At 38.6% G+C, this 25,506-nt stretch carries 18 protein-coding genes; 7 read left to right on the top strand and 11 right to left on the bottom strand.

The features are described from left to right. Positions 1-92 precede the first annotated feature (92 nt). A complete protein-coding gene (locus HO345_RS03740) occupies positions 93-1,370 on the top strand; it encodes a S1C family serine protease (RefSeq protein WP_253683969.1) in 1,278 nt (425 codons plus the stop codon). A 6-nt stretch (positions 1,371-1,376) separates the two neighbouring features. Further along, a complete protein-coding gene (locus tag HO345_RS03735; protein ID WP_253683967.1) occupies positions 1,377-2,273 on the top strand; it encodes a P-loop NTPase family protein in 897 nt (298 codons plus the stop codon). On the opposite strand, the gene HO345_RS03730 is transcribed toward HO345_RS03735, so the two are convergent. From HO345_RS03730 to murG, 6 genes are read right to left on the bottom strand one after another with little or no spacing between them, the layout of a single operon-like run. Further along, positions 2,263-2,862: an SAM-dependent methyltransferase gene (locus HO345_RS03730; RefSeq protein WP_253683965.1), complete on the bottom strand. Its 600-nt coding sequence runs from the start codon at positions 2,860-2,862 to the stop codon at positions 2,263-2,265. The two genes, HO345_RS03735 and HO345_RS03730, sit on opposite strands and share 11 nt — an antisense overlap. Further along, the gene (locus tag HO345_RS03725) at positions 2,849-4,270 is read right to left on the bottom strand and encodes a sigma-54-dependent transcriptional regulator (protein WP_253683963.1); all 1,422 of its coding nucleotides are present in this window, start codon (positions 4,268-4,270) and stop codon (positions 2,849-2,851) included. Before HO345_RS03725 ends, HO345_RS03730 begins: the two co-directional genes overlap by 14 nt. Then, a complete protein-coding gene (locus tag HO345_RS03720) occupies positions 4,267-5,499 on the bottom strand; it encodes a two-component system sensor histidine kinase NtrB (RefSeq protein WP_253683961.1) in 1,233 nt (410 codons plus the stop codon). The genes HO345_RS03725 and HO345_RS03720 overlap by 4 nt, the downstream gene beginning before the upstream one ends. Then, entirely contained in the window at positions 5,496-6,785 is a 1,290-nt protein-coding gene (locus HO345_RS03715; RefSeq protein WP_253683959.1) for a DNA polymerase III delta subunit-related protein, read from the bottom strand. The genes HO345_RS03720 and HO345_RS03715 overlap by 4 nt, the downstream gene beginning before the upstream one ends. Before the next feature lie 14 nt (positions 6,786-6,799). Then, positions 6,800-7,267, bottom strand: coding sequence for a CvpA family protein (locus HO345_RS03710; RefSeq protein WP_253683957.1), 468 nt, complete (start codon positions 7,265-7,267; stop codon positions 6,800-6,802). A 45-nt stretch (positions 7,268-7,312) separates the two neighbouring features. Continuing rightward, positions 7,313-8,479, bottom strand: coding sequence for an undecaprenyldiphospho-muramoylpentapeptide beta-N-acetylglucosaminyltransferase (murG, locus tag HO345_RS03705; RefSeq protein WP_253684584.1), 1,167 nt, complete (start codon positions 8,477-8,479; stop codon positions 7,313-7,315). A gap of 202 nt (positions 8,480-8,681) precedes the next feature. Between murG and HO345_RS03700 the strand changes: the two genes are divergently transcribed. Continuing rightward, a complete protein-coding gene (locus HO345_RS03700) occupies positions 8,682-9,848 on the top strand; it encodes an HAD family hydrolase (RefSeq protein WP_253684583.1) in 1,167 nt (388 codons plus the stop codon). A gap of 579 nt (positions 9,849-10,427) precedes the next feature. Next, entirely contained in the window at positions 10,428-10,772 is a 345-nt protein-coding gene (locus tag HO345_RS03695) for a hypothetical protein (protein WP_253683956.1), read from the top strand. A gap of 211 nt (positions 10,773-10,983) precedes the next feature. On the opposite strand, the gene HO345_RS03690 is transcribed toward HO345_RS03695, so the two are convergent. After that, on the bottom strand, positions 10,984-11,865 hold the full coding sequence (locus HO345_RS03690) for an Rpn family recombination-promoting nuclease/putative transposase (RefSeq protein WP_253683954.1): 882 nt from the start codon (positions 11,863-11,865) through the stop codon (positions 10,984-10,986). Positions 11,866-12,179: 314 nt separating this feature from the next. On the opposite strand from HO345_RS03690, the gene HO345_RS03685 reads away from it, so the two are divergent. Further along, positions 12,180-12,956, top strand: a complete 777-nt coding sequence (locus HO345_RS03685; protein ID WP_253683952.1) for an Rpn family recombination-promoting nuclease/putative transposase — start codon at positions 12,180-12,182, stop codon at positions 12,954-12,956. Positions 12,957-13,371: 415 nt separating this feature from the next. Here the strand turns inward: HO345_RS03685 and HO345_RS03680 are convergent, their stop codons facing one another. From HO345_RS03680 to HO345_RS03665, 4 genes are read right to left on the bottom strand one after another with little or no spacing between them, the layout of a single operon-like run. Continuing rightward, positions 13,372-16,305 (bottom strand): leucine-rich repeat domain-containing protein, encoded by a 2,934-nt coding sequence (locus HO345_RS03680; RefSeq protein WP_253683950.1) that lies wholly within the window; start codon positions 16,303-16,305, stop codon positions 13,372-13,374. Between the two features lie 14 nt (positions 16,306-16,319). Beyond that, the gene (locus tag HO345_RS03675) at positions 16,320-17,510 is read right to left on the bottom strand and encodes a fibronectin type III domain-containing protein (protein ID WP_253683948.1); all 1,191 of its coding nucleotides are present in this window, start codon (positions 17,508-17,510) and stop codon (positions 16,320-16,322) included. Further along, positions 17,500-20,277, bottom strand: coding sequence for a FecR family protein (locus tag HO345_RS03670; RefSeq protein ID WP_253683946.1), 2,778 nt, complete (start codon positions 20,275-20,277; stop codon positions 17,500-17,502). Before HO345_RS03670 ends, HO345_RS03675 begins: the two co-directional genes overlap by 11 nt. Further along, complete coding sequence (locus HO345_RS03665) at positions 20,231-22,141, bottom strand: adenylate/guanylate cyclase domain-containing protein (protein WP_253683944.1); 1,911 nt, start codon at positions 22,139-22,141, stop codon at positions 20,231-20,233. The genes HO345_RS03670 and HO345_RS03665 overlap by 47 nt, the downstream gene beginning before the upstream one ends. 160 nt (positions 22,142-22,301) lie before the next feature. On the opposite strand from HO345_RS03665, the gene HO345_RS03660 reads away from it, so the two are divergent. Both HO345_RS03660 and HO345_RS03655 read left to right on the top strand, forming a co-directional pair. After that, positions 22,302-22,712, top strand: coding sequence for a hypothetical protein (locus HO345_RS03660; protein WP_253683943.1), 411 nt, complete (start codon positions 22,302-22,304; stop codon positions 22,710-22,712). Positions 22,713-22,737: 25 nt separating this feature from the next. Beyond that, on the top strand, positions 22,738-25,500 hold the full coding sequence (locus tag HO345_RS03655) for a hypothetical protein (protein ID WP_253683941.1): 2,763 nt from the start codon (positions 22,738-22,740) through the stop codon (positions 25,498-25,500). The last annotated feature ends 6 nt before the right edge of the window (positions 25,501-25,506 follow it).

Below are 25,506 nucleotides of genomic sequence, written 5' to 3'. Positions count from 1 at the left end.
ATATAAAATAGACACTGTGAGATTTTACGTCCACGCTTGACAAATAGGGGGTATTTTTAATAGACTATAATTATAGGAGAATTTTAAGCATTATGAAACTTTACAGTAGAAGACAAACATTAGTATTTTCGCTCATTGCAGCCTTGGTTTTTGCAAGTGCCGGTTTTTTTGCCGGTATAAAATACAATACAGGAAACGCCGGCTTAAGTGAAATTGAAAGTGAAGCTTCAAACGGCCCTGCCGATTTTGAAGAAAATGCAGAAAACGGATTTGCTCAGACAGAAAATTCGCAAAATTTAAATATGCAACAGTATGGAAATACGGCTGCTTTAAGCACTTCAAATGAAACAGGCTACATAGGCTATACTCCTGCCGAATCACAGAATATTCATGTATACGAATCGACCAATGAAGCTGTCGTAAACATAACCACCGAAACCATGGGAGTAAACTGGTTTTTTGAACCTGTTCCCGTCGAAGGCGGCTCAGGTTCGGGTTCCATAATCGACGAAAGCGGATTGGTACTGACCAACACACATGTAATTGCAGAAGCTTCAAAGATTTTTATTTCTCTTTCTGACGGAAGTCAGTACGAGGCAAAAGTAGTGGGAACAGATGAGGAAAACGATTTGGCGGTTTTAAAATTCGATCCGCCTAAAAATATTAAACTTACGGCAATAAAATTCGGCGACTCAGCCAATTTAAAAGTCGGCCAAAGAGTTTTAGCTATCGGAAATCCTTTCGGACTGGAAAGAACTCTTACAGACGGAATAGTCTCGGCATTAAAACGCCCGATTCAAAACGATAAAAATATCATCATCAAAAACATGATTCAAACCGATACGGCAATTAACCCCGGAAACTCAGGCGGCCCTCTTTTAGACACTCAAGGAAGAATGATAGGAATAAACACCATGATTTATTCCACATCGGGAAGCTCGGCCGGAGTCGGCTTTGCAGTTCCAGTAAATACGGCTAAAAGAGTCGTTGCAGATATCTTAAAATACGGAAAGGTTATCCGCGGTTCTATCGATGCCGACTTGGTTCAAGTTTCAGGAAGACTTGCCTCTTATGCAAAACTCCCCGTTTCTTACGGGCTCCTTGTTTCCGAGGTAAAAAAAGGAAGCAATGCGGCAAAGGCCGGCCTTCGCGGAGGAAATGAAGCTGTGCGTTCGGGAGTGGGCAGATACAGCTCCGTCTTTTACATAGGCGGCGACATAATCGTTGAAATAGGCGGACAAAAAATAAATAACATAACCGATTATTACTCGGTACTGGAGGACAAAAAACCCGGTGAAACTGTAAAGGTTAAAATTATCAGAGGGAAAAAACTTGTTGATTTAAACTTAACCTTATCGGAACGAAACTAAGAGCCGATGATCGATTTAAAAAAACTCTTTAAAAAAATTTCATGGAAGATTAAAGGAGTCTCGGTTTACGCCCTTGTCGGTGAAAGCGGAACGGGAAAGAGTTTTAGGGCTCAACTGCTTGCCGAAAAATACGGTATTAAGCTCATCATCGATGACGGGCTTTTAATCTATAACGATAAGATAATTGCAGGCCAATCTGCAAAAATGGAGAAGACTTTTTTGGCAGCCGTAAAGGTTGCCTTATTTGACGATAAAAAACATAGAGACGGGGCGGCAAAGGCTTTACAATCGCATAGCTTTAAAAAGATTTTAATATTGGGAACTTCCGAAAAGATGGTAAACAAGATTGCCGCCCGCCTTCAAATTCCTCAGCCCCAAAAAATAATTAAAATTGAAGACATTGCAAGCAGAGAAGAAATTGAAACTGCAATGAGATCAAGGCGGGTTGAAGGCAAACATGTTATACCTGTTCCTTCATTGGAAGTTCAAAGAAACTATCCGAAAATATTTTACGATAAGATAAGGCTCTTTTTTAAAAAGAAAAAAACGCCCTTTGTAGGAACCGAACAATCAAAACTTTTTGAAAAATCCGTAGTCCGCCCGGAATTCTCAAAAGTCGGTACGGTCGAAATATCCGAATCAGCTTTAAGTCAAATGGTGTTTAATTGTATTGAAGAGTACGATAAAGAAGTAGTTATTAAAAAGCTCAACATTAAAAAAGAAGAAGGCGGATACAGACTTGATCTGACTGTTGATATTCCTTTTGGAACCCAACTGACCGGAAAGATTAATCAACTCCAAAAATATATAATCGAACAAATAGAGCGGTACACAGGTATATTGATTATTCAGATAAATGTTATAATCGATAAAATAATTAGCAAGGAAGATTCTAACCCTTAAAATCCAAACCTATTAGATAGGTTTCAAAACTTGAACTGCGGCATGCTTCAGGCTTAAAGGCCCTTGCCGTCTTAAAACATTTTCGTAAATTGTTTAAGTGAATCTGCTGATCTCCGCCTTGGAATATCTTTACGACAAAAGAACCGCCTTGTTTAAGCTGCTCTTGTGCATAATAAAGTGCAAGCTCTACCAAACCTGAAGAACGGGCCGTATCAACGGTTTTGTTTCCTGTTGTTGCAGGAGCCGCATCGCAGATAACAGCATCATAAGGCCCCAATTCTTTTACCGATTTTATGATTCCCTTATCGAACATATCGCCTTGAAAAAAGTTAAGCCTCTCATCATAGACCGAAGAATCCAAGGGCTTTAAATCGACGGCAGTTACCCTTCCCTCCTTATTTAAAAATCGCAAGACATAGACAGTCCAGCTTCCGGGAGCCGCTCCCAAATCCAATACCTTATCATTGGAAGAAAAAAGATTAAATTTTTTATTCATCTCTTCAAGTTTGTATACGGAACGAGCAGGATAATTTTCGGCAAAAGCTTTTTTTGACCAATAATCGGGTTCGCTGTATTTATTTTTTGCCATTTGATTTTTCCTTTTTGGATTGATTTTCTTTTTCTTCCAACATTCGGGAAGTATCATCTTTAATCTCCGCCTCATACTCATCAAGTTTTCGATGGAGGGTTCTCCTGCCTATTCCCAAAATATCGGCTGTCTTTGATTTATTGTTATTTTGGTTTGCAAGAGTCTGTAAAATAATTTGCTTTTCGGCTTCGGCCATATTTACTCCCATAGGTATACGGATTGAAGAAGCCTCGGCCTTTTCGCGTAATGTTTCCGGTAAGTCGTCAAAGTGAATTACATTATCGGAGCTCATTACAACGGCACTTTGAATACAGTTTTGAAGCTGCCTTATATTTCCGGGCCATTCGTAATTATAAATTGCAGCTCTTGCACGAGGCTCTATAGAATCTATTTTTTTGCCGTTCTCCTCGGCGAAGTCTTTGATAAAAGCAGCGGCCAAAAGAGGAATGTCCTCCTTGCGTTCACGCAAGGGAGGAACATGAATATGCACTACATTCAATCTAAAATAAAGATCTTCCCTAAAATTTCCTTTTTTTATTTCTTCTACCAAATCCCTGTTTGTGGCGGCAATTATTCTTGTATCTACGCTGAGAGTTTCAGAACCTCCTACCCTCTCAAATTTTTTTTCTTGAAGAACACGCAAAAGTTTTACCTGTATCATTTGGTTGACTTCGCCTATTTCGTCCAAAAAAAGAGAACCGCCGTTTGCAATTTCAAAGCGGCCTCGGCTGCGTTGTACGGCCCCTGTAAAGGCTCCTTTTTCATGGCCGAAAAGCTCGGACTCCAAAAGGCTTTCGGCAAAGGAAGCACAGTGAACTTGAACAAAGGGCTTATCCTTACGGTTTGAAAGATTATGAATGGCTTGAGCTATCAATTCTTTTCCGACTCCGGTTTCTCCGGTAATTAAGACGCTGGCCTTTGTAGGAGCAACTTTTTTTATATTCTCAAAAACCTTTTCCATAAGAGGGCTCTTGCCTATAATATTTTCAAAACTTTGTTTGGTTTCAATGTCATGTAAAAGTGCTCTATTTTGAAGAACAAGGGCTCTGTTTTGTAAGGCTCTTTTTACTAAAAGAAAAAGACGTTCCAAATTCAAGGGCTTGGTTAAAAAATCATAGGCCCCCATCCTCATGGCTTCAACAGCCGTTTCTACCGTACCGTGTCCGGTTAGAACAATTACGGGAATTCCCGGGGTTTTTGAAATAACTTCACGTAAGACATCTTCGCCGCTTATTTCAGGCATTTTTAGATCGGTAATTACAAGATCGACTTCGTCTTTTAAGGCAATATCCAAACCTGTTTTTCCGTTATCGGCAGTAATTACTTCATAGCCTTCATCTTCCAAGGCCATCGCAAGGCCTTCACGAATATTTTTTTCGTCATCAATAACCAAAATACTGAATTTCATTTTATATCCTTTACCGAATCAAAATCGAAAGTTTTATCGGAGAGTAAAAGCATTGCACCCTTACGCTCTATCGGAAGAGAAAATTTAAAACTTGTTCCCATGCCGTAATCCGAATAAACATTTATGTCTCCTCCATGTTCTTTTATAACCTTATAAGTCATGGTCAGCCCCAAGCCCGTTCCGTCATGTTTTGTCGTAAAATAAGGCTCAAATATTTTATGCATATCTTCGGGTAAGATACCCTGCCCTGAATCCGAAATAGTTACAATAATAAAATCGTTTACTGCCTTTGTCGATATATCCAAAAAGCCTCCATTCGGCATTGCGGCTTTTGCATTTGTTAGGACATTCATAAATGCCTGCCGCAAAAATCTTTCATCGCCTTGAATCTTAGGAAGCTCCTTTGAAAAGCTAAGAGAAATAGCTATACCGCTGTCATTAAACTCGTCAAAAAAAGTATCGTATAAATTCTTTAAAAGGACATTTATATCTACGGGAACAAACTCGAATTTTAAGGGACGCACGGCAAACAAAAAATCCACCACAATTTTATTGAGCCTTTCAATTTCTTCTTCGATAACGCCTATATGTTTTTGAGCCTTTTGGTTTATTGATAAATTACAGGCCGTAAAATTTTTCTTTAAAAGCTGTAAATGAATGCTGATTGCTGCAAGAGGATTTTTTATTTCGTGAGCAACGGCAGCTGCCACATTTGTAAGGCTTGCAAGATTTTCAAGACGGCGGTTTTTAATTTCTTCAATTCTTTTTTCGGTAATATCCGCAATCATAATTATCGTACCTTTAATCTTTTTTTCGTTTACCAAGGGAAGAACCGAAACTTCAATATATTTATTTTTACCTTCAGGCTTATCGGCTTTTAGGTTAAACTCTTTTGAAGTTTGTCCGCTTTCATTTTGAATAACCGAAGAAACAAAGCCGGCAATATCTTGAATCTTTATATGTTCCCAAACATTTTTTTCATGACCTTCTCCTAAAGCGGAGCCTCCAAGAGAGGAGCTTCTAAGGGAAGTGCCTAAAATTCTTTCTGCAGCCCTATTCGATTTTATAATCTTATTTTCGGAATCTGCAACTATAACACCGTCATTTAAAGAATCCATTACTGAATCCAATAGAGAATACTCGTTTGCAAGCAGCTTTACAAATGTACGCAGCTGAGCTTCATTCATGTTTGGGGACTTTTGTATTCCCCTTCTCATAAACTCTCTCATATAAGTTTTTCCTTAATTTCTTCTGCCAAGTTTTCTAAAGCGGCTTGAGGAGAAATATTAAAAATATCTACGGCAGCTTCGGCATTTTTTATTAAAGCCGTTATTTTAAAATAAGATTCAAGTTCCAAGGCGGAACATTCTTCATTTTTTAATCCGGCTTGTAAAAAAAATAAAAGGCTGTTTAAGAACAAAATATAAATCGTATGAGGCTTACATTTATTTAAAAGATTTACAATGTTTGAAACCGTGCAATTTGAATTGTCATACTTGTTTTTATTTTTGTAATTTGAGATCGAATTATAAAGAGCCGAGGGAAGAATTTTATTTTGCCTGTCTATGAGCAAAAAAACATACTCATAAAATAATGCTGCCGCATTTTGAATTGTACGAAAACTTACCGGTAAAAAGCCGTAAAGGTAAGAACTTAAAAGATTGAACTTACCGAATGGTTCATGGCAAGGCTCTCCTTTAAAAACCCGCCTTATAACTTCTTCTTGGGATTTTTTATCTCTTTCTTTAAAAGTATAAGTGCGTACCCTTGACAGTATCGTCGGCATAATCGCGCCCCGATGAGCGGTGGTTAAAACAAAGACGGCATAAGAAGGCGGCTCTTCTAAAATTTTTAAAAAGGCATTTCTAGCACCTTCCTGCATCTTATCGGCATTTTCGACAATCAATACTTTTTTGATTCCAGAAGGCATTAGACGTACCCACGAGGAAGCCTTTCTAACCTGATTTATGGGAATAGTATCGTACATACATTCGTCTTGAAGTTTTGCGGATTTTAGGACAAGAGCCTCCGCAGTTTTGTTAAGCACATTGTCATCTATAGTTTCGATAGGGCCGGAACATAAATCGGCTAGGAGTTCTTCAATCTCTGCAATGACGGGGGCGGCTTTTACGAATCTTGTTTCATCCGTATCCCAAAGACGGGGATCGAATCGGGAGGTAAGTTTTCTAATAGCCCGCAAAAATAAATATCTCGAAGAAAGAGTTTTTGTTTTTAATAAGGTCTCGCAGGCTGCCTTGATTTCAGGGCTGTGGTCCCGTGCTCCCAAAATAAGAACATCGGGAGCGATCATCTCTTTTTGCCTCAAGCATGAAGAACAGGTACAGGTCCAGTTTCCCGATTCGGTACAAGAAACGGAACGGGCAAGCTCAAGGGCTGCGGTCAGCTTCCCGGAACATTCAGGCCCCGAAAACAAAATCGAAGGCGGAAGTTTTTTTTGTTTTATATCTTGAATGAGCCTAAGCCCCGCTTCTTGATCTATGAGATTTTCAAACATCTATACCCCCTACCCTAAAACTGCTTAGTTATATCTAAAATAAAAGGAGAAAGGATTTTCGCAAAAATACTTTCACTTAATATTTTATCGAATGAAACAAAGGTTTGAATATTGATGAGCATGAGGATAACTCCTATAACAATCAAGCCTTCTACAAGACCCAGACAAAAACCCAATGACCTGTCTAAATTTTTTAATGACTCGCTTGAAAAAAGGGAGCCTAAAAAAACTTGCACCAATTTTATAATCAAATAAGTAGATAAAAATAAAATCAAAAAGGCTATCACGGCAGATAAGGATTTTCCTCCAAGAAGCTCGGTAATTACGGGAGTAAGCAATTTATAAAATAAAAAAGCTATAAGTCCGCCGACAATAACCGCAGCCTTTGAAAAAAACTCGTCTATAAAACCGGTTACTGTAACCTTAATAACAAAAAAACTTAATATAATCAAAAAAACTATATCGGCACTTCCTATCCGCATTTAATTATTCTCCATCATTTAATTATCCTCATCTATTTAAAGTTCCTAATCCTTAACGGTAAAAAAGCTTTTTAAAAAATCTGCAATTACAAGGGCAGGTCTTTCACCTGCTAAGGCAGCTGAGGCCAGAGCCATCTTTTCTAGCCTTTCGTTTCCGCTTATGTTTTCTTCAAAACCAAGCTCCCGTAAAAGCCTTATAAAAATATCGGGCCTTACATCTTCACCCAAAAGAATTTCTGCGGCACCTTTTTTCTTAAAGAATTCGGCATTTTCTATTTGATCGCCGCGGGAGCTTCCCTTTTCAAGAGGAACCAAAATCATAGGCTTACCGGCAGCTGCCGATTCCCAAACCGTATTGGCACCTGCCCGCGACACCACAATCGAAGAAAGGCTTAAAACATCGGCCATCTCTTTTTTTATAAAGGGATAGGGTTTATAGTTATCTGCAAATTCAGGGGAAGAGTTTAAAAGACCATCTTTAATTTTTTGTCCCTGATCCATATTGGCTTCCCCAATCTGATGAACCACAACAAAACGCCTTACAAGATATTCGATTGAATCTGAAATCAAATCGTTTAACTGTCTTGCACCTAGACTTCCGCCTAAAACAAACAAAACAGGTAAGTCCGATTTTATGTTTAAAAAGGAGAGTCCCTTTTCAGGCCTGCCCGAATAAAAACTTAAGCGGACGGGATTCCCGGTACATATAACTTTTGAGCGGAGAGAGGCCGGTAAGAGCTCCGCCGTTTCTTGATATGAAACCAAAATATGATTTGCAAATTTAGAATTAATCCTTGTTGCAAGGCCGGGCGAAAAATCACACTCGTGAGTGATAACCGGAATTTTTAAGAATTTTGCAGCGGCACAGGGAGGCACCGAAACAAAGCCGCCCTTAGAAAAAACAAAAATAGGTTTTAACTTTAAAAGAATAAAAAAGGACTTTATAAAGCCTGCCGCAACCTTAAAAACATCTATAAAGTTTTGAAAACTAAAATACCGCCTCAATTTTCCGGCAGGAATACCTATGAATTCAAGAACTGAAGGATAAGCCGAGTAAAGCTCGGAAGATTCAACTATTTTGCGGTCAACTCCCTTAGCAGAGCCGATCCAAACTATTCTACATTCCAAAGAAGAGCTCAAGGCCTCGGCAACGGCAAGTCCGGGAAAAATATGCCCCCCCGTTCCGCCTCCGGTAAAAACAACACATTTCATAAGCATAAGTGTATCACAATGACACAATTTTGAAAAGGGCTGCAAAAAACAAAAAGAATTTTAATTGAATATATGTAATTATTTGGTCATTCAACTACCATATCGGTTGCATGGAAGTATTACGGCCATAGTATCAAACCATAAACTTTCAATTCTTCTCCCTCCGATTGACTTTATTTTGCAATTTATTCATAATGCCATTATGCTTAACGATGATGCTTTAATTTTAAAGACAGGAAACTGGGAGCCTCAAAATAAAAAGAGGCTTGAAAAACTGATACGCGAAAAGGCCTTTAACGGGAATTATGCCGTTTTTGACTGGGATTTTACTTCAATTTTTTATGACACACAGGATAATCTTTTTGTGTACCAGATTGAAAATCTTTGTTTTAATTTAAACCCTGAAGAATTTAATCAAACCATAAGGGCGGGAATTCCTCAAGACGAGATTTTGCCCCATACAATAAACCTTGAAGGCAGAGCCTTAACTGCCGGAGAACTTTCCGACGATCTAAACGAACGCTACGAGTTTCTATATAAAAATTATTTGGGTTTTAGCGGAAAAATGAGCCTTGCAGAAATTACATTGACCGAAGAGTTTATAGATTTTAAGGCTAAGATGCTCGTTTTAATGCGGGGAGCAGCCTCCCTTTGCGGTGTGGACATCGGCCAATCCGTAAGCACCGGTATGACGATAGAAGAACTTTCGGCCCTTACCGAAACGGCGATAGACCAAGGCCTAAAAGACGAAATAAAAACTTATAAGATACGCTCCTCATCGGTTTTAAAAGGAAGAACCGGAGAAGTAGAGGGCGGCTATAGAAAGGGTTTGCGCGTTCAAGAAGAAATGCAAGACTTGTTTTCGGCTTTAAGGAAAAACGGAATCGAAGTCTATATTTGCTCGGCCTCCCAAGAAGACAATGTCCGAGTTTTTGCCTCCAACCCAAAATACGGATATAAGCTGGACACTAAAAACGTTTTCGGAAGAAGAAGACTCCTTGATGAAAATAAAAAGCTTACCGTTATAGACGACAGCTCGATTCCTGCAACAAGAAAAGAGGGAAAGGCCGAAGCAATAAAAAAAGTCCTAGCCCCGAAACACCAAAACAAAGCTCCCGTTTTAATAGCAGGCGACGGGGACGGCGATTTTTACATGATGGATGCTTTTAAAGACGAGGCCTTGATCCTAATCTTTAACAGAAGCCCCAAAAAAGAGGCTAAAATATATCCCCTTTTAATGACCGGAATTAAAGAAAGAGAAAATCCTGATGCTCGGATAATTGTTCAGCACAGAAATAATCAAAAAGGATGTTTTATCTCAAAGGCCCCGGAAGAAGAAAAACCTCTGGACAGCCTGCCTGAAAAGTAAGCCGCCCTTTCTGTAGTTTACTTTTTATTTAACCGCAAGGGACGCAAAGCGTTGAGCTCACGCTCAACTTCGCAAAGTAATTTTTTTTCTAATTTACTATTTTTTTCAAATAAATCCTACAAATATAATAGGGAGGTATGATAAACAGTTCGGCAGGAATTCAGCCTCACTGTTTATCTGCCGAGTTTGCCTTTCGGCAAACGTCGCATTATTATATGTGCTTTTTCACTTTGTTGCAAAAGCACGGAAAAAACTTTTTTCGCAAATTTATTTGCTATCCGCTTTCGCGGATACGATGAAAAATTTCCTTACAGAACAGAGCCGAAAGGCTCTGATATTTGCTGCAAAAAGTTTTTATAGGGAAAATGTGAAAAAAATAGGAGAATACAAATGATTAAAAATGTTTGAAGATTTAACAATGCGGGATTCCAAAGGGCTGCAAGTCCTTTGGCAGCGCGAGTACAACCAGCGGAGCTTCAAGGTAAAAAGGGATGGGGTCAAAGGGGAAGGGGCACAACCAACGGCGTTTCGAGGTAAAACCACCGCCCTGACTTGCAAAGCCCGTAAGGGAACGGGGGGGTGCCCCTTCCCCTTTTAGAGGTTATAATAAACGTAGAGGCATTTAAGAACACTAAAGACAAAGAATTAAAGGAATTTTTAGAATATCTTAAAACAGGCAAAACAAAGAGTGAATTTACAAGGAGGATAGAAGAAATGATACAAACAGTAAAACAAAATGAACAAGCAAGACAAGAATATAGATTAATGTCTACTTTTGAAATGGACGCTAGGTATAAAGGTTTCTCGGAAGGCTTAAAGCAAAAGTCAATAGAAACAGCTACAATATTAAAACAGTTGGGAGACTCGATACAAAAAATTATGCAGGTTACAGGCCTTCCCGAAGAAGAGATTGAAAAACTGTAAATTAGGGGAAGTACAGCCAGCGGAGCTTCAAGGCGTACAGCCGGCAAAGCTTCGAGGCTAAACCCTTTTTCGTACCATTGCGGTTTATATTCCTTTATTTAACCGCAGCGAGCGCAAAGAACGCCAAGAATAGTATAATTTAATGGATCATTAGTAGTTAAATAAGAGAAAAACAGCTAAACTTATGAAAAGCAAGGTTACCCGTTACCAATCAATTAATCGATTCCACTTCTTCTTGGCTGAGACCTGTAGCTTGCATTATTTTTTTTACGGAATCGCCAAGTTGTTTTAATATTCGTGCTGTTTCAAGTTTTGTTTGGTATGAACCTTGAGATATTCCTTGTGATATTCCTTGAGCAAAAGCTATTTCACGCTCTTCCGCTCGTTGTACAGCTATATCGGTTTCATAATCATATTCGGCTAGTAACATATTTAATACCTCCTTAGTTTTGCGTTTTAGATATTCACGCAAAATATTGTTTGATATACATTCTTCAACAGCTTTTTGAAAGCCGGTTTTAGGATCTATTTCTTTCCATTTTCTTACCGTTTCTACAAATATACTGTATTCCTGTATTGTCCGGCAGTTTTCCAATACAGGATGACGTTTTTTTCTGTTTATGTTTATTACCTTAACGGTCAACTCAAGGTTAATTTCTGTTGTTCTTTCTATAAAAGCATCTGAGAGTTTTAGAATCTTGTCAGATGGGTAGGAATCCTCGCCATTGTAAAAGACATAAAACTCAGGAGTTGGAATATTTAGGAGTTTACGGCTATATTTTTCTTTTGATTCAAATAGGGTTTCATAAAGACGGCTGACATACTCAAGACATCGTAAAGGCATGTTGGGATTGATAGTAGATTGATGTTCTGCAAGTACTATTATTTTGTTATCCACGAGGTATGATACATCATTATAAAACGTCATGTACAAGCCTTGATCAAGGCGGATATTTTTTAACTGCTCTATTGCTGTAAGTTTGGTATTATGTAAAGCATTATATAGCGATAAGAAGTTTTCTTTTGCCTTTTCGTCTTCACTGAACAAATCGACAAACACCGAGTCTTTATATTTTCTATTTGCCGTACTCATAGCTGCCTCCTCACCTGTTCTATTATACCACATTTCCATCATTTTTGTAAGGGCAGTTTTTTTATTTAACCGCAAAGATATAAAGGACGCAAAGAATTTTTTAATGGTGTTTTAATATTTATATTACTTAATTTACCCTTGGCGTTCCTTGCGGCCTTGGCGGTTTCTATTCCTTTATTTAACCGCAGCGAGCGCAAAGCGTTGAGCTCACGCTCAACTTCGCAAAGGAATTTTTTTCTAATTTACTATTTTTTTCAAATAAATCCTACAAATATAATAGGGAGGAGAAAAATAAAAAAATTAGGAGAAAATAAATGGTAAAAAGGTTTGAAGATTTAACACTACAAGATGACTTTATGTTCTGTAAAGTTATGCAAAATCCGGATTTGTGTAAAAGGCTCATTGAAATGATATTATCAGACACAATAGGTAAAATTACTTATATCTCGGTACAACATAATATTAACGCCTACGAACAAGCTAAATCCGTAAGGTTTGATGTTCTTGTACAAACTGAAAACGGTAAATTTTATGATGTGGAAATGCAGGTAAGCAACGAGAAGAATATACCTAAAAGAATGAGGTTTTACCAAGCAGCTATAGATATTTCGTTCTTGGATAAAGGGAATTTCTATAACGATTTAAATGAAAGCTTTATAATTTTTATCTGTTTATTTGATGTTCTAGGCAAAAATAGATCTGTTTATACCTTTGAAAATATCTGTCTTGAAGATAAAAACACATCTTTACAAGATGGAACAAAAAAGATTATAATAAACGCAGAGGCATTTAAGAACACTAAAGACAAAGAATTAAAGGAATTTTTAGAATACCTTAAAACAGGTAAGGCAAAAAGTGAATTTACAAGGAGGATAGAAAAAATGATACAAACAGTAAAACAAAATGAACAGGCAAGGCAGGAATATAGATTAATGTCAACCTTTGAGATGGACGCTAGGTATAAAGGTTTTTCGGAAGGGGCTTATAGTACTAAGAAAGAAACAGCTAAACTTATGAAGCTAAAAAACTTTGATATAGCCTTAATTAAAGAAATAACAGGCCTTCCCGAAGAAGAGATTGAAAAACTATAAATTAGGGGAAGTACAGCCGGCGAAGCTTCGAGGCTAAGACCCTTTTTCGGAAGAAAGGTGTTTGACCTTGAAACTGCGTTGGTTGTTACCCTCCCCTATAACCCCTCCTTTCTCCAAAATTCCGCTTATGGGCTGCGCCCCTAAGAACCCGCATTGTTATCAAATTTTTAGTTTAATCCAATTTATAAAAATATTTTTCTAATTTACTATTTTTTTCAAATAATTCCTACAAATATAATGGTATAAAGGTTTTTATGTAGCTAAGAAAGAAACAGCTAAACTTATGAAGCTAAAAAACGTTGATATAGCCTTAATTAAAGAAATAACAGGCCTTTCCGAAGCAGAAATTGAAAAATTTGTAATGCTTAATTAGGAACAACTTCCTAATTAAGCATTACTACTACACCAGGTTTAATTAAGGTGTTATTGCAGAAAACTTAGTATCACTTGTTCCCATAGTGGCCGCATTATCCTTATAGGTTTGAAGATAAATTGAAGGAACCTTTATTCCCCCTGCATTCAAGTCATAGCAGCCCTGAAAAGCATTGACAAAACGGCAGCCATGATAACCACGATTAATTTTTACTTCTTTCAACTTTGTACAGTTCAAAAAACATTCCTTCATATTCGTAACGCTTGAGGGAATATCTGGACCGATCATTAATTCTGTACATCCTCTAAAACAGCCCTCCATATCCATCACCATATTCGAAATACCGGGAACTGTGGTTAAACCGGTACAGTTCAAAAAACAGTCCTTCATATTTGTAACACTATCAGGAATAGTGGGAGCTGTGGTTAATTTTTTACACCCTTGAAAACAGCCCTCCATATTCATAACACCATCAGGAATAGATGGAGCTGTGGTCAAACCGGTGCAGTTCAAAAAACAGTTCTTCATATTTGTAACGCCTGAAGGAATGTTCTCCAGAGAAACAAGGTTGCCACAACTTACAAAACAATTTTTCATCGAAGTAACGCCTGAAATGCCGGCGGGCAGTTTAAGCGCAAGTTTTTTAGCACCGGCTTTTTGTATTTTTTGTCCGAGAGCGCTGGCACCCGATCCGCTAGCAAAGTGATTTTGCGGTATCTCATCTGTTATTTCGATACGGTTTATTGCGGTTGACGAAGCTTGAGGCGAAGTAAGGAAGGCTTCCAACTGATCATACCGTACTTTCGTATATCTTGTTAATTGCCCATTATCATCTATTGACCATGTCTGCGTATTGCCGCTGCCTAAATCTTCCGGCGTTACTGTAAACCTATCATTATAAGCCCCTACATCCGCACTGCCGTCCGACATCATTAGTACCGTTTGGTCGACACCATAGGATTCCGGAGTAATACAGGCAGCCTTTGGTTTCGCTATAGGTTCACTTTTGTCAATTTCTATTTTGACAAGGTAGTCGCTTATCGAGTTCTTTCCTAAATACACATCATTGCCGTCTTGCAGGGTACCGTTGCTTTCCCATTTCCCTACACAGGCTTCGCCGCCCATGATAAACTCACCGTCACTCATACCCGGATAAGGAGCGCCTGCTACATAAACGCCTTTTCCCAGAGTGCTCATATTATTCTTAATTGTGCCGCCATGCATCTTAAATATACCGTTTACACCCACATACACGCCGCCGCCGTCTGCCTCTGCGGTACAACCCTTTATTTCCGTATCTATCAAGATAATTTTACCATGGTTGTGTACATAAATACCGCCTCCATTTTTTGCCTCACAGTCTTTGATAATAACATCTACTGCTGTCAATTCTCCTGATAAACCACTGTAGATCGCACCGCCGCCTTTGTCAGTATCGAGATTCTTTCCATTTTGGAGCGTCAGCTTTTCAAGAGTCAATATGCCATATAGCTCCATATTAAAAATAAAGGTTTTATCATCAGCATCCAATATATCGATATTCTTATTAGAGCCCATTATTTTAACGGTTCGACTTACATCAATTTGGTTATTCGGTCCAGGAGCTTTAATTTTGCCGGTAATTTTGATTATGTCGACAGAGGTCGCTTCTACCGCATTTTTTAACTCTGTCCATGCATTGCTTCCACTGTTAATAGTTATCGTCGTACCTTTTCTTACTTTAACATAAAACTCTTTAGCAGTGCCATCAGCAAAACCGTCTCCGCCTGTAGTCAGGCTTATTTTATATTCTATCTCAGAACCGATACTAGATGGAGCCTCCAACGTTATATCAACCTCGGTATTAGAGCCGCTGTTGATGCCGTTGTTAACCTCCAACCATGTACTGGAATTTTTCTTGAAGAGTGTACCCCTTATTGTCGCACCTATTGTTTCCGTTTTTGCCTTAACCGTAATCGACGATTCGGTACTTATTAGATACGGACTGCTTGAGTTACCGGCTTGTGTAGATATGTCATTTGAATTATAGTACAGCTTTGCATCTTCCGCCTTCGTTGCAGGGGTTGATACGTGAATGTCAGAAGATTTTAAGCCTGCTTCATCTATGAGAGTGAATGTATAGTTTTTTCTTGCAGTCTTTACTTCCGTATCGGTTCTATAACGCAATGCCCAAGAATTGTCATTAAGGCTGGACCAGTTTAAAGGAGCTGCCGGTCCCTCACCGCTTGCAAGCTGAACAACTTCGGCTGAAGCAAGCAGTCGGCCGCTTGCAGCAAAGCCTGTACTTCCAAATACTATGTCAGCCGAATCACCGCCCGTTACGGACAGCTTTTTTATATCTCCATGTAGATGATCAAGAGGCGGCGGCAGCGGATCGTCCACGTTCTTTGCTTGGAATATGAGCACATAGTACCATTTCGTTCCTACCTGCGTTTTTCCAACTCCCTTGTATTCTAAAGAAGGAGCTGTGTCCGCCCTTAGGTTCAGACTGAACTTCTTATTGAATGGTCTGCCGTCTGTGGAAGTGAGGGTAATTTCGGGGCTTATGTTACCCATGCCCCACTCATGGTCTTTCAAAAAGCCTGGCTTGTATGTGAGCTTCAATGCCGTTTTGTCGGGCGTTTGCTCTAAAGTGTAGTGCGTGCCGTATGTCGGCTGCGTTAAAAGCCCGGGAAAGTTTATAATCTTCTGCACATCTGCTTCTGAGGACGTTGGCGTAGGCGTAACTAAGCTAAATTTTCTCGGATTACGCAGTTTAATTGTAAGAATTACGTCAGTTGCAGACGGTATGCACAGTGCTCCGTCATTACTCGTTTGATAGGGCTTATCAATACTGAAGTCAATAGGAACAACTTCGCTAGACCAGTAGCCTAGGAATTCTTCAGGGTCTTCTAAAAACTGTTTGCAGCTTGCAAATACAATGGCAGTTGTCAGTAATACCGCTGCAATTGTTAAAATTCTCAAAATCTTTTTCACAAAAAACTCCAATACTAGAATTCCCACCCTACAGAGAGCGAAGGCTGTACTATGTATTTGGGGAAACCTTTTCTAAATGGAATTATATGATCGAGATTTACTTCGATATATAATTTTTTATAAACATAAACCTGCAAGGCTGTGCCTAAATTCATTGTCAAACCCCAATACCATGATTTTGGGCTTTCAAACCCGGAAAAAACAAATTGTGTATTTACCATAAATGCAGTGCCGAAACCTAAGTGAGCATCAAAATTGAGGCGGTGTCTTATTATAGATTTCATATAAACAGCCTGTATGCCGGTTAAAAGGAGACCTGCAGACAAGGTATAATCCGAGTCTTTTTTTCTTAAATACATTCCCGAACCGGTAAAATTAAAACCGAAGTTTCCGTAGGACCGCTTTATCGGTACAAGGCTGAACCTTAAAACACCGCTTAAGGCGGCAAAATTTTTTCCAAAGTATTCTTTAAAAAGCTTGTTCCCTGCAAAGCCGTTAAAGGCATAACCGCCTGACAGAAAAATATCAATAGGTTTTTGAAATTTAAATATCATTTTCTGTTTTGAATCTTTTAAACCGCTTGGGTCGGTAACAACAAATTCATATTGTCCCGGATTGATTCTCAACATATTAAAACTTATTTTTGCCTTAGTTCCGTCAGGGTTTATTTCGACAATTTTGCCGAAAATAGGAGCTCCACCTTCCTTTTGAAGAGCAAAGGTTGTCTCTTCTCTAAAATGCTTACCGGTAATGTTTACAATGTCGCTATATTCTTCATCAAAATAGATTGCAGCAGGGGAAACGGAAGAAGTCTCAGGCTGATAGGCCACAAGAATGTCAAAATAACGGTCTGCACTTACCGCATCAACCTGGCCGAGAAGGTTTATAACCTTTATCCTGTACCGGTACTTTCCGGCAGGTAATGAAACCTCAAGAGAATTTTGCTTTAATTTCTTTTTATCTACAACAAGCCACTTGCCGTTTTTTTCTTTTTTTTCAAGCTCGAATTCAAAATGCAGGATACCTTCTACATTTTCCCAAGAAAGCGTTTGATAAAAAACCGTTTTTTTCCCTTCCGTTTCAATAATATAATTTTTCTTTACTTCATTAGTCTCTTCAACCTTTTGAGCAAAGGCTCCCAAAGAGAACAAAAACAGCAAAAATAAAATCACTAAATTCCTGATAAATACTCTTTTATCTTCCATAAAGGACTCCCGTTTCATCAGTTTCTACATTATCTTTTTTAGGTAAATCGATGTCAAAGCGTTTTCTTGAAGGAGTTCCGTTTTGAAACACCAATCCGCTGTCCAAACGCCGTTCCGCAATAACTTCTATAAAAAATGCACCGCGCGATAATCTGCTTAAATCCTTAAATTCATAAACAAGATCCTCTGCTCCCGATTTTGCTTTAATTTCGGTGCTTGCAATTACTTTGTTTTTTTCGTTATATATTTTCATAACATAATGAGTTGCCTTATCAACAGGCTTCCACTTAAAGACTATACTTCGATGAGAAGAAAAGAAAGGAATTCCTAAGACTTCTTTTTCGCCCGGGAATACAAACCTTGCCTTTGGAAGAGGCGGTATGGGCAAAACCGTAAATGCGGAATATTTTTCCGACGAAATATCGAAGCCGTCTTCAGTTTCGGCTATAACCTTCCAGCGGTATTTTCCTGATGCTAAAGGCGGAAGCTGCACCTTATACCCCGCATCTTTTAAAGCAAAAACCGGGGTGCGTACGCCTACCTTTTCCAAAATAAATTCGGCACCTACAGGCGGATGAACGGACGACCACTCTGCCTGAGAAGGATTCAAAGCGGCTTCAATACCGTCAATCTTTTCACCTTCGGCAGGCTTTAACAGCTCTACAGGCCTCAAATGTTTTGCCGCAAAACCGTGTGCCTGAGACTTTCCAAATTTTCGGCTTGAAGTCAATGTTGCATTTGCAAAAGCCTGTATATTCAATATGTAGTCCCCGTCTTCAAATTTACCCATAGCAATTTCGATTTCGGTTTTTGAAGCATAAAGGTCTTCATAAAAAGGTTTAGAGCCGGGAATTCTGTCTGTCAGTTTTACCTGATAGTAATCTGCGCCTTCTACCGGTTTCCAGTTAAATTTGCTTTTACGTCCGGGCACTATTACAATACTTTTTTTTGCATTTTCCAGCTCAGGTTTATCGAGAAGAGGAATAACATTTAATTTTTTTATATCGGATGTATACAGCTTTCCGTCCAATTCGGTACATACGCGCCAATACCATTTGCCTTCAGGTAAGGTAATGCCGTCAATGCCTAAACCTTTGGTAGATTTATTAACGGTAAGAGTTTTAAAATCTTCAGTATCCGAAACCTGAAAAAACTGCTCCGAATCGAAATTACTCTTCCATGTAAAGAAAGTGTCTCCTGTCAGAGGCTGAAGCAAACTATAATCATTAGGCGGAAAAACGGCACGTAAAATAATCTCGGAGTCCATAGTTATAAAGGAGGCTACATCACTTATGCCGATTTCGTTTTCTTTTGCATCAAGAGAGGCAACGGTCATAAAATACTCTCCATTAGGCAAAAGTTTTGAAGCTTCTTTTAAGTCCAAATAGCTCGTTATAACTATATCGTTTATAAGCACATCGCTCATCGCCTTATCTCTGGCTATTTTTACTCTGTATTTTGCAGCATCCAAATTAGGCTTCCATGAGAAAGTAAGGCCTTTTCCCTTCGAGGTATCCATAACTTTTTTCATATGAAGAAGTTTAGGTTTTTCGCCTTCTTCGGTCTTTTTTATTTGGAAAATCGAAACATCCGAAGCTTGAGCTTTAAATGAAGAATCGAATCCGTATTTTGGAAGAACACGCCAATACCAAGTTCCTTCCGTCAATTCCGAAAGCGAAAAAGATTCCGTACTCGAATTCTTGACTACTTTAGGATTTTCCATATTCTTATTGTCTGCGATTTCAACCGTATAATATGAAGAAAGATCGTTACCTTCCCATAAAAATCTGATATTGGGAGGATTCGTATTATATGCAAAGGTTTTTTCCGCTTCGGGAAGAAGATTTACCGGGGCCGGGGCCTTTATAACCGTTACTTTTCCGGATACGGTCTCTTCGCTTTCAGCGCCTGCCTTGGCCGATAATCTCCAATGCAAGGCTCCGCTGTCATGCCGCACGGTAAATTCTTTTAAACCTCTAACATCATATCTTTTAGTATCTACGCTAAAATTGCTTAAAGGAGAAGTTTCAAGGAAAATTTCTTCATTACCGGAAAAGGAAGATTGCCATTTAAACTTAATATCGACACCTAAATCATCCCTCGATTGATTTAAGAGCCTCGTATTTTTGCCCGGGCTTATCATAACTAGTTTTGCTTCTTTGCCCTGCTGTAAAACGGAACCGGCTTCAAGAACTTCGGTTTCTCCGCTTGTACTGCCGGTAACGGAAACGGAACCTTCTTCTACCGCAAGCTGAAGACTTTCAGCATCACCTTTTTGCACATGCAATACCGAGCCTTTTTCGATGTTTATGTCAGCATTATCCGATTTTAAATGTAGATTATTGTTTGCCGTTTTTGCCGAAACCGAGCCCAAATTCAAATTAAGTTCCGATTCTTCATTTTTGGCAAAAATCTGAACCATCGTGTTTGAATCAACCTCGACTACATTGCCTGCGTCTTCATTTCCTAAAAAATGAATGGTCGCAGAAGCTTCATTTGCAGTTCTTATCGTATCTCCGTTATATAAATAAGAATTTTGAACGGGACGGTCCCATACGGCTCTATCGTTGAATTTACGCTGAACGGTTTTGTATTTATATTCAATGGTAGCTATGGGAGTATCCATGCGTTCAAATGTTCTGTTTAGCTCCTTTACAAACAAAAACAAGTCAAAAAATATAACCGCCAGAGAAACAATGACCACAACGAGGTCTAAAAAATTACTGTTTGTTTTGTGCTTGGATGTTGTATTTCTTTTCATCTTCATTTACATCTACCTTATTCAAATCGGGAGTAGGAATTCCTAATTTTGCTCTAATTTGCGCCAAAGTCTTCGGGCCTTTTTCTCCGGCTCCGGGAATGCCGGTTTCTTCAGGCATATTTATAACCGCAAACATTCTTAAAGGAGCCGATTTTCCTTTAACCGTAACCGAGGGCATTTCTTCAACCAAAACCTTATCTTTTACAAGATTGTAAGTGTTTTCGGTAATAAGAATATCCGTTCCAAGGGGTTTATTTAAGGATTCGGTACGGGAAGCCAAGTTTACGGCATCGCCTATTACCGTGTACTCCATCCTCTTTTTGGAACCTATCTGACCTGCAACTACAGGACCTGAGTTAATACCGCAGCCTATGCGGATAATCGGTTTTTTGTCCCCTCCTCTTCCTTGATTGAAGATAATCAGTGCAGCCCTCATCCTTAAAGCAGCCCTTATACAGTTAAGAGCATCTTCTCTCGGATTTCCCGCACTTGTAGGAGCACCCCAAACAGCCATAACTGCATCGCCTATAAATTTATCTACTACACCATGGGTATCGTTTACGCACTCTACCATCTGTGTCATGTATTCGTTGAGGAATTCTACAACCTCATTCGGTTCAAGTTTTTCGGAAATTGCCGTAAAGGAGCGTATATCCGAGAAGAAAATAGTTGTTTCTTTTGTTTCGCCTCCCAGTGCAAGCTCACCCTTCATAGCAAGCTCTGCAATTTCCTTGTTGATAAAGCGGCCGAATGAATCCTTGAGCCTTTCTCTTTCAGCCAAGCCCTTACCCATTCGTACGAAACTATTTGTCAAAAGGCCTATTTCATCCTTTGTTTTAGCCTTTAGATCAAGCTCATAATTTCCCTGCTCTATTTCGCCGGCAGCCGAGGCAAGAGCCTTAACCGGAGAACTGATCGATTTGGAGAAAAACCAGATAAAAAGGATTGCAAGAGCTAAAACCGCAACACCTAAAGTAACATTTTTAAAGGTTGACCTGACTACTGGCTCCAAAACCTTATCGGCCTCGGCCGTGGTAAGAACTGCAAGATCGGCTATCGAAAGTTTTCTGTATGCACCGAACTGTTTTTTTCCTTCCTTGTCGGTAAAAAGGATTTGCCTGTTCATGTCGCCTTTTTCGCGCATTTCTATAAAGAGTTTTGAATCGCTTATGTTAATTCCGTTTTTGGTAAGCTCAAAATCGGGATGAATTAAAATATCGCCCAAATTATTTACAAGATAGGTTGTTTGAAGTTTTCCCGTACCTATATTCTCGGATAGGGTCTCAGCCGAAAAGAAGATTACCAATCCCTGATCCAAGCCCTTTTCCTTATAAGGGTAAAAAAGAACAAGGATGGACTCTCCAAAAAACGGAGAAGCATTTATAACCTGCTCTATGCCTTTTTCCGCCTGAATAGCCGTATCCATTTCATTTTCGATAAATTCGTCGATGGCGGAATAATCCAACTCACGGGAAAGAAAAAAGTTGGTACTAACGAGTTTTCGATAAATACGCTTATTCATTCTTGCATCGGTAACCAAAACAGCCGCTACCTGAGGGTTTCTTTCAAAATAAAAATCGGCAGTCTGCTTTGCTATGCCTGACCCGGTTTCCGTTGAGTTAAGAACATCCAAGAACAAAAAAGCATTGGCCTTTATCGACAAAAGTTCTTTTTCTGCCGCAGCTCCGGCTTGAAAATTTACCGTCCTGTTGCTTTCTTCAGACATAGTTTGAATATCTTCGCCTACAAACCATGTAACAAGGCCTGTTATAGTACCCAGAGAAAACACAACCAAAATCGAAATAATAGTTATCAGTTTAGCACCGATTGAGAATTTGACCTTCTCGTTTACACCCTCATTTTTTAACATAATTTCTCCAAAAAATCAGCATTACAATTAGTAGATACATTTTATCACAAAAGAACAAGATTTTCAATAAATTTGACATAAATTTGACGAAAAAATAAAATTTTATTCACTTAAAGGCGATTAAAAAAAGTCCGATAATCTAAGTGTATGGAGGATATAGATGGTTTCAAACAGTTCGCCGCTTCAAGCCCTTTCTCAACTTGCAATGCCTAAGATTTCGGCCGGCGGAAGAGCCTTTGTGCCCGTCAAGGCAAGCCAAGTCCTCTACTCCCATTTTAAATATGTTTCAGGTTTTGCTCAGGCTCAGGGCCAATCGGGCATGAGTATCGACAAGCTGCGCATTTTAAACTCAATAATAGACCAACTTGTATCCATGAAAACCAATGAAGCTCAAAAAGCAAAACTTACGGAATCTGCAGCAGCTCAACTCGAATCGGAAATAAGCGAAAACCAAATAGACGGGCTTTTGGATTATTACCACAATCAAATCAAAAATACGATGATACAAACCGAAAATATCGGCTACGGCGGAAATCCCCTTCCGGCAGCCGTCCTCGACTTGACAGCCTAAGTTTTTTTACGCATAATTGCAGAATATGCAATGCAAAACAAAATTCATCTTTTTTATTTCCTTTTTAACCTGTGCACTTATACAGCTAAATGCTCAAAATCTTTTTGTTCAAAAAACAAAGTATTTCGATATAATTTATTCTCCGATATCGGAAAAGACGGCAGCCCTAATTTCGGAACATGCGGATAATTATGCCGAAGAAATCTCTCAAAAACTAAACCGTAAAATTCCAAAAAGAATGCCCATCTATATTGAAGGCGGAAAGGAAGCCTTAAACGGTTATTATACCTTTTTTCCATACCGCAGGATTGTTCTTTTTGATACCTTGCCGGAAGAAGGTCAGCTAAGCAATTTAAGCGATATAATCTTAAAAGTCCTCTATCATGAATTAACCCATGCAATTTCGCTCACGTATTTTTTACCCCTTCTCCCCATGTCCTTTACAGAGGGTGTCGCCGTTTCTTACGAAAGTGCAGAAGACGATCAGGGCAGACTAAACGATCCTCTAATAATGCACCACCTAATGCAGGGGCGGCTTGAAAATGCAAGTCCTTCATGGAAACAGGCGGCAGGAGCTAGAGATATTTACCCGGGCGGTCTTTGGCCTTATATTTACGGCGGAGCCTTTGCCCAATATCTTCAAAAAATTTACGGAATAGAAACCTATGTAAAATACTGGGCTAATCCTCTTTCTTCTTTTCCTCAGGGAAAAACAAAAAAGATTTTTGACAAGGAACTTGATAAACTTTGGAATAATTTTTTGGAATCCATTCACTTTCCCGAAAAGGCTCTCAGTCCTCAAAATCCGATTAAGGAAGCCGGAGGTTTCAGTCTTATTGCAAGCTCTAAAGACGGCTTTGCCTGTTTTGATTTTACAACAAAAAACGTAATATTTTTTGACGATTCGGGAAAAGAAGAAAAACTTTTTACGGCTAACCCTACCCTTTCTTTTTTAAGTTTTTCGCAAGACGGGAAATTTCTTTTGGTAAGCGATTTGGTGAACATCCCTCTCGGCGAGCACAATAGGGCAATCATTTTTGACATGCAGAAAAAAAAGTTTTTAAGTAAAGAATATCCGTCTTTAAGGTATGCATCCTTTTGCGGGGAAACGCTTTGCGGAATCGAAATAAAAGGGCAGTTTTCCGAACTTGTTTTAATCGATCAAGAATCTTTTGAAAAAAAAGAAGGTCTTTCCAAGACCGGTCTTTTAAAGGCAGGTCCGGGACTTCCTTATTCGGCTATTTACAATCCGGTATTTGCAGGCAAAAACAAAATTGCCGTCATCGCCGCCAACGGAATAAACCGCGACATTCTAATACTCGATACGGTTTCAAAAAAAATACAAAAACTTGAATTCGAAAATCCGCTTCCTGCAATAAGATATTTACAAAGCAACAATTCGGAAGAAGAACCTGTTTTAAGTTTTTCTTGGGCGGGTAAAGATAATCTTTACAGGTCGGCTTTTTTTAATTTAAAAACAAATGAATTAAAAGTTTTGGAAAAAGATATTTCCGGCGGTACTTTTTTCCCTGTTGTAAGACAAAAAAAAGATACTAAAGAATATGAAATTATCTATGCCGGAGTTTTTACAAAATACAACTCGCTTTATAAAATAGATTCTTCACTTTTTACTGAAAGGAAGGCATCGTTAAAACCTATCGAAATTTCGGCTCAAGAAATAAAAACAAAAATTCCTAATACCGATATTTTAACAAAGGATAAGTATAATTATTTTTCGTGGATACATAAACCCTTTCCCCTGCCCATCATTGATCTTTCAGAGCTCTTAGGAGAAAACAAAACCGTACCAATCGGTCTAAAGTTATATTGGAATGATCCTACAAATCTTTTATATTTTGAAACGCTTTCTTTTTTTTATTTTAAACCTTTTTTTTATGAAACTTCAATTTTACTCAAAGCGGAAACAAGGCCTGCCGATATCCAAATTAAATTTTATGATGAAAATAAATCCTTTAAATATAGAAAAATCGGAAGCAGCATAGAAAGCGAATTGTTCCTGCCCTTAAATTCTTTTTATCATAATGTTTCGGGAAAAGCCGGTTTATCTATTGAAGGATTCAGCTTTTTCGGCTCATCCTACAAAAGTGCAAAAACTCTTTATGAACAGAAATTAGGAAATCCTGTCCTATCCGAAGAATTGTCCGCCGTTTATACTTATCAAAAATCTTCTCAAAAGTTAAACACGAATTTTTTTACAAAAGATTTTATAATGCTTCAAGCGGCGGCCGGATTAAAACACGGCTTCCATTTTTCTTCAAAAACAAATGCTCTTGCCGTTCAAGCCTATGCAGCTTTTAGACCGCCTATAGTTCCGATTAAATTAAACTTGAGCTCATATTTCGGGTACAATGCCTTTGCTCTTCCGCACACCGGTAGTTACGGATTTTTTAACAGTACGGCTTTAATGGGTATGGCATCTTATCTTCCCAATATGAGCGAATATGAAAACGTAAAAAAAGTTATCCGTCCGGGAAAATTAAATTACGGATTCGGCTTTGAGGGAGAGGTAAATCTTTTAAGTTATGATATTCAAACAGGAAGTTCATGGCTTCCCATATTTTTTAACAGGCTAAATATTACAACAGGATACAGGACAATCTTTAACTTTTTAGACGCCGGAAAAAATACGGCCGATATTTACCAATCGGTTTACGGCAAACTTTATATGACCATAAGCACAGCCGCAAACATAGGTATAGAATACGCTCATCCTCTTGAAAATATAAAGATAGGAAAATTTAAAGCTATTATACAAATAAAATTTTAAGTTAAG

Source organism: Treponema denticola (assembly GCF_024181645.1).
GTDB classification, from domain to species: domain Bacteria; phylum Spirochaetota; class Spirochaetia; order Treponematales; family Treponemataceae; genus Treponema_B; species Treponema_B denticola_A.
Note: the sequence above shows the minus strand (reverse complement) of the source record. Positions and strands in the feature narration are given on the sequence as shown.